We start from the raw sequence: 4882 nt of genomic DNA on the forward strand, positions 1-4882 counted from the left end.
GGCGGCACGGCGACCGTGTGGGGGTTCGACATCGACGACCATCCGCGCAACGCCAAACGGTCGATCGGCATCGTGCCCCAGGAGATATTGTTCGACCCTTTCTTCACGCCGAAGGAGGCGCTGGAAATCCAGGCGGGAATGTATGGCATCCCCAAGAAAGACCGGCGCAGCGACGCGCTTCTGGCGGCGATGCATCTGACCGACAAGGCCGATGCCTATGCGCGGACCCTGTCGGGCGGCATGAAACGGCGGCTGCTGGTGGCCAAGGCGATGGTCCATTCGCCGCCGATCCTGGTGCTCGACGAGCCGACCGCCTGGGTCGACATCGAACTGCGCATGCAGCTGTGGGCCTATGTGAAGAGCCTCAACCGGCAGGGTGTGACGGTCGTGCTGACGACCCATTATCTCGAGGAAGCCGAGCAGCTCTGCGACCGCATCGCGATCATCAATCATGGCAAGCTGATCGCCAACGAGCCGACCCGCGAGCTGATCGCCAAGGCGCAGGACAAGGCGGTGGTGGTGACCGTCGACCGCGACCTGACCGTCGCGCCCGCGGCACCCTGTTTCGACAAGATCGAAATCACCGGCGAGCGGCAGCTGGCGATCACGTACCGCAAGGACCGGGTCAACGCCGGCCAGGTGCTGGCCGCGCTGCAGGCCGAGGGGCTGGGCATCGTCGACGTCAGTACCAAAGATCCCGACCTGGAGGACGTGTTCCTCAGCCTGACGCGTGCGAGCGACGCAGCGTGAACGGGGGCTATGACGTCCTCATCGTCGGTTCGGGTGCGGCGGGGCTAACGGCGGCGCTCAACCTGGCGACGAACAAGCGGGTCGCGGTGATCGCCAAGGGCAGGCTCGACGAGGGCGCGACCGGCTGGGCGCAGGGTGGGATCGCCGCCGTGCTGGAGGAAGACGACAGTTTCGACGCCCATGTCCGCGACACGATGATCGCCGGGGCAGGGCTCAACGACCTTGCCGTAGTCGAGCATGTCGTCGAAGGCGCGCCGCAGGCGATCGAGCGACTGGCCGAACTGGGGGTGCCGTTCAACGCCGGCGACGGTCCCGATCGCTGGCATTTGACGCGCGAGGGCGGGCACAGCCACCGCCGCATCGTCCATGTTGCGGACGCCACCGGTTGGGCCGTTCAGCAGGCGCTAGAGAAGGCCGCGTTCGCGCACCCCAACATCACGCTGATCCCCGACATGGTCGCGATCGATCTGATCACCGGGCGCCACGCAGCGGAGTTCAGCACGTCGGGCGCGGTGCACGGGCTCTACGCGTTCAACCGCAAGACCAAGGGGGTCGAGACGATCTGTGCCCGGGCGACCATATTGGCGACCGGCGGCGCGGGGCGCGCCTACCTCTATTCGACCGCGCCGCGCGGTGCGACGGGGGACGGGATCGCCATGGCGTGGCGCGCCGGGTGCCGCATCAGCAATATGGAATTCATGCAGTTCCACCCGACCTGCCTGTACAACCTCACGGTCAAGAATTTCCTGATCACCGAGGCGGTGCGCGGCGAGGGCGGTTTGCTGATCAACCCGCGCACCGGCAAGCGCTTCATGCCCGATTACGACGAGCGGGCCGAGCTGGCACCGCGCGACATCGTCGCCCGCGCGATCGACAGCGAGATCAAGCGCGACGGCCTCGACTATGTCCACCTCGACATTTCGCACCGCGAGCCCGACTTCGTCCGCGAGCATTTCCCCAACATCTATGAGAAATTGCTTGGGCTGGGGATCGACATCACCAAGGAGCCGATTCCGGTGGTACCGGCCCAGCATTATACCTGCGGCGGAATAGTCGTGGACCTCGACGGGCGGACCGATGCGCCGGGACTGTATGCGGCCGGGGAGGTGACCCAGTCGGGGCTGCACGGCGCCAACCGGCTGGCGTCGAACAGCCTGCTTGAATGCCTGGTGTTCGGCGAGGCGGCGGCGAAGCACATCGATGCGCATTGGGACACGCTGTCCGCGCCACCGCCGATCCGGGCGTGGGACGAGAGCCGGGTAACCGACCTCGACGAGGAAGTCGTCATCCAGCAGAGTTGGGGCGAAATCCGCCGCTTCATGTGGAATTTCGTCGGCATCGTCCGGACCACCAAGCGGCTGGAACGAGCGCGCAACCGGGTGGAGCTGCTCCGCCGCGAAGTCGCCGGCTACTACGCCAATTTCCGCGTGACCCCCGACCTGATCGAACTGCGCAACCTGGTCGAAGTGGCCGATTTGATCATCCGTAGCGCATTGTCGCGGCACGAGAGCCGGGGGCTGCACTACACACTGGATTATCCGGAGACGGCGGCCAAGGCGGTCGACACGGTACTGGTGCCATAGGATCGTATCTTCACACTGATTCACGGTGACGCGACGTTTTTGCCCGCTGCGGACCAAGGAGTGAAGACAAGTCGGCGGGCCAGCCGTCGAGGCGCGTGCGGCGCGGGCGCGAATCGGTCTTGCTCATCGACCAGTGTGGATCACAAGAAGGGGGCTGTAGGAAAGTGTTTTCTGAGAGTGGCCTAGCGCAACTTAGTAACCTTCAACCCGTCTCCCTTCGCTCGCGCCTGGATCGATTCCTCGCTGCGGATCATCGCTTTCGAGATGGCCTTGAGGCTCATGCCTTTCGCGGCGAGGCGGTGGAGTTTCTGGATTTCGTCGCTGGTCCAGGGCTGTTTGTGGCGGAGGAATTTTTCGGTCATGGGATTCTCGGTTCGAGGGCGGGGGCACCGGGTTCGTCGCACGCCGGATCGCCTTCCTCGCGCAGCAGGCCAAGGCGGCGGATTAGCACCGGCATGGTCAGCCCCTGGACGACGATCGAAAAGGCCACGACGAGGAAAGCGGCGGCGATGATCGTGCCGCGCTCCGGAATATTCGCGGGCAAGGCGAGGGCGAGCGCCAGCGCGAGGGCGCCGCGCAATCCTCCCCAGAACAGGACATGCTTGTAGGGCCAGCTGATCGCCTGCTTCGTGCGCGCGAAGGCGAGGCTGAGCGGGTAGATCGCCACCGCGCGCCCGCCGAGCGACAACAGGGTCGCGACGATCGCCAGCGGGATGGCGGCGATGAGTGCGGGCGAGGCTTCGGCGCTGCCGATCAGAATGAACACGAAACTGTTGGCGAGGAACGCAGCGAATTCCCAGAAATCGAGCACCGCGCCGCGATTCTGGCGCGTGATGGATCCCGCCATCCCCTGATTGCCGATGAGGATGCCGGCAGCGAGCGTCGCCAACACACCCGACATATGGAAATATTCGGCGAGCAGGAAACTGCCGTAGGCGGCAAGCATGGTCAGGCTGATTTCGATCAGCTTGTCGCGGGTGCGGCCGGCAAGGAGTAGCAGGAGGCCTGCGACGGCGAGCCCGCAGGCGATGCCGCCGAACGCGATCTTGACCAGGCTGAAGCCGATCGCGGTCGGCCCGACCTCCGCTCCGCCGGCGATGCCGAGCAGCAGCGCGAACAGGACGGCGGCGACGCCGTCGTTGAGCAAACTCTCGCTTTCGACCAGCAGATGGAGGCGATAATCGACCCGCAATTCCTTGAATGCGGCGATCACCGACACCGGGTCGGTCGCGGCGATCAGCACGCCGAAAAAGGCCGCGCCGAGCCAGCCCCATCCGGCGTAATAATACATGCCGACCGCGACAAGCGCGGCGGCGAGCATCACCCCGACCGTGACGAGTACGAGCAGCAGCGGCAGTTCACGCCGGAAAGGGCGCCAGCGGATCTGGATGGCCGCCTCGAAGATCAGCGGGGGGAGGAATACCTCCATGATCAGGGCGGGGGTCAGCTCGAGCTTCGCCCCGACCGGGGTCAGCGCGAGGCCGAAGCCGGCGAAGACCAGCCCGACGGCGTAGGGCATGCCGATCCGCCGGGTGAGCATGGCGACGAGCGTGGCCACGAACAGCAGCAGCCCGAGCACGGGGAAATCGATCGGGGAGCCGGCCATGCGACTGTCATGGGTCGCGGTCCCGGCTGCGTCAAACCGAACCGGAGCGCTGGTGCTGGAATCCGCCACCTACCCTGCTAAGGCGGTCGGCGCATGCCCCAGCCTCATCTCTATCTCGTCGACGGGTCGAGCTATATCTTCCGCGCCTATCACCGGCTGCCGCCGCTGACCAATCGCCACGGCCAGCCGGCGGGCGCGGTCTATGGCTATACGGCGATGCTGTGGAAGCTGGCAGACGGGCTCAACAAGGCGGACGGCCCGACCCACATGGCGGTCATCCTCGACGCCAGCTCGAAGACGTTCCGCAACGAGATGTACGCCGAGTATAAAGCGCACCGGCCGCCGCCGCCCGAGGATTTGGTCCCGCAATTCCCGCTGATCCGCACCGCGACGCGGGCCTTTTCGATCCCGTGCATCGAGACCGAAGGGCTGGAGGCGGACGATATCATCGCCTGCTACTGCTTCGCGGCGCGCGATGCCGGGTGGAAGGTGACGATCGTTAGTTCGGACAAGGACCTGATGCAGCTGATCGACGGTGATTCGATCGACATGCTCGACACGATGAACGACCGGCGGATCGATCGCGCCTATGTGACCGAAAAGTTCGGGGTCGGGCCGGAATTGCTCGGCGACGTGCTGGCGCTGATGGGCGACAGTGTCGACAATGTGCCGGGGGTGCCGGGGATCGGGCCAAAGACGGCGGCGCAGCTGATCCAGCAGTTCGGGACGCTCGAGGCCGTGCTGGCCGGGACCGACACGATCACCAAGCCCAAGCTGAAGCAGTCGCTGATCGACCATGCCGACAATGCGCGACTGTCGCGCGAGCTGGTGCGGCTGGTGTGCGACGCGGCGCTGCCCGAACCGCTGGAGGCGCTGGCGCTGACCGGCATCCCGCCCGAGCCGCTGCGGGCGTTCCTGGAGGACCAGGGGTTCAAGACGCTGG

5 protein-coding genes are annotated in these 4882 nt (G+C 65.9%); 3 read left to right on the forward strand and 2 right to left on the reverse strand.

The annotated features are described in order from the left end of the window. Positions 1 to 750: ABC transporter ATP-binding protein (locus RMN84_RS11195; RefSeq protein WP_309612248.1), on the forward strand; the 750-nt coding region annotated here is incomplete at its 5' end. Further along, a complete protein-coding gene (gene nadB / locus RMN84_RS11200) occupies positions 747 to 2333 on the forward strand; it encodes an L-aspartate oxidase (RefSeq protein ID WP_309612249.1) in 1587 nt (528 codons plus the stop codon). The genes RMN84_RS11195 and nadB, both read left to right, overlap by 4 nt. A gap of 182 nt (positions 2334 to 2515) precedes the next feature. Here nadB and RMN84_RS11205 read toward each other — a convergent pair whose 3' ends face one another. Beyond that, on the reverse strand, positions 2516 to 2695 hold the full coding sequence (locus RMN84_RS11205) for a hypothetical protein (protein WP_309612250.1): 180 nt from the start codon (positions 2693 to 2695) through the stop codon (positions 2516 to 2518). Further along, entirely contained in the window at positions 2692 to 3939 is a 1248-nt protein-coding gene (locus RMN84_RS11210) for a sodium:proton antiporter (RefSeq protein WP_309612251.1), read from the reverse strand. The genes RMN84_RS11205 and RMN84_RS11210 overlap by 4 nt, the downstream gene beginning before the upstream one ends. Before the next feature lie 93 nt (positions 3940 to 4032). Between RMN84_RS11210 and RMN84_RS11215 the strand changes: the two genes are divergently transcribed. Beyond that, positions 4033 to 4882, forward strand: an 850-nt coding sequence (locus RMN84_RS11215; protein ID WP_309612252.1) for a 5'-3' exonuclease H3TH domain-containing protein, incomplete at its 3' end; no start/stop codon positions are given.

The sequence above is a fragment of the Sphingomonas sp. genome (assembly GCF_031380695.1).
Lineage (GTDB): Bacteria > Pseudomonadota > Alphaproteobacteria > Sphingomonadales > Sphingomonadaceae > Sphingomicrobium.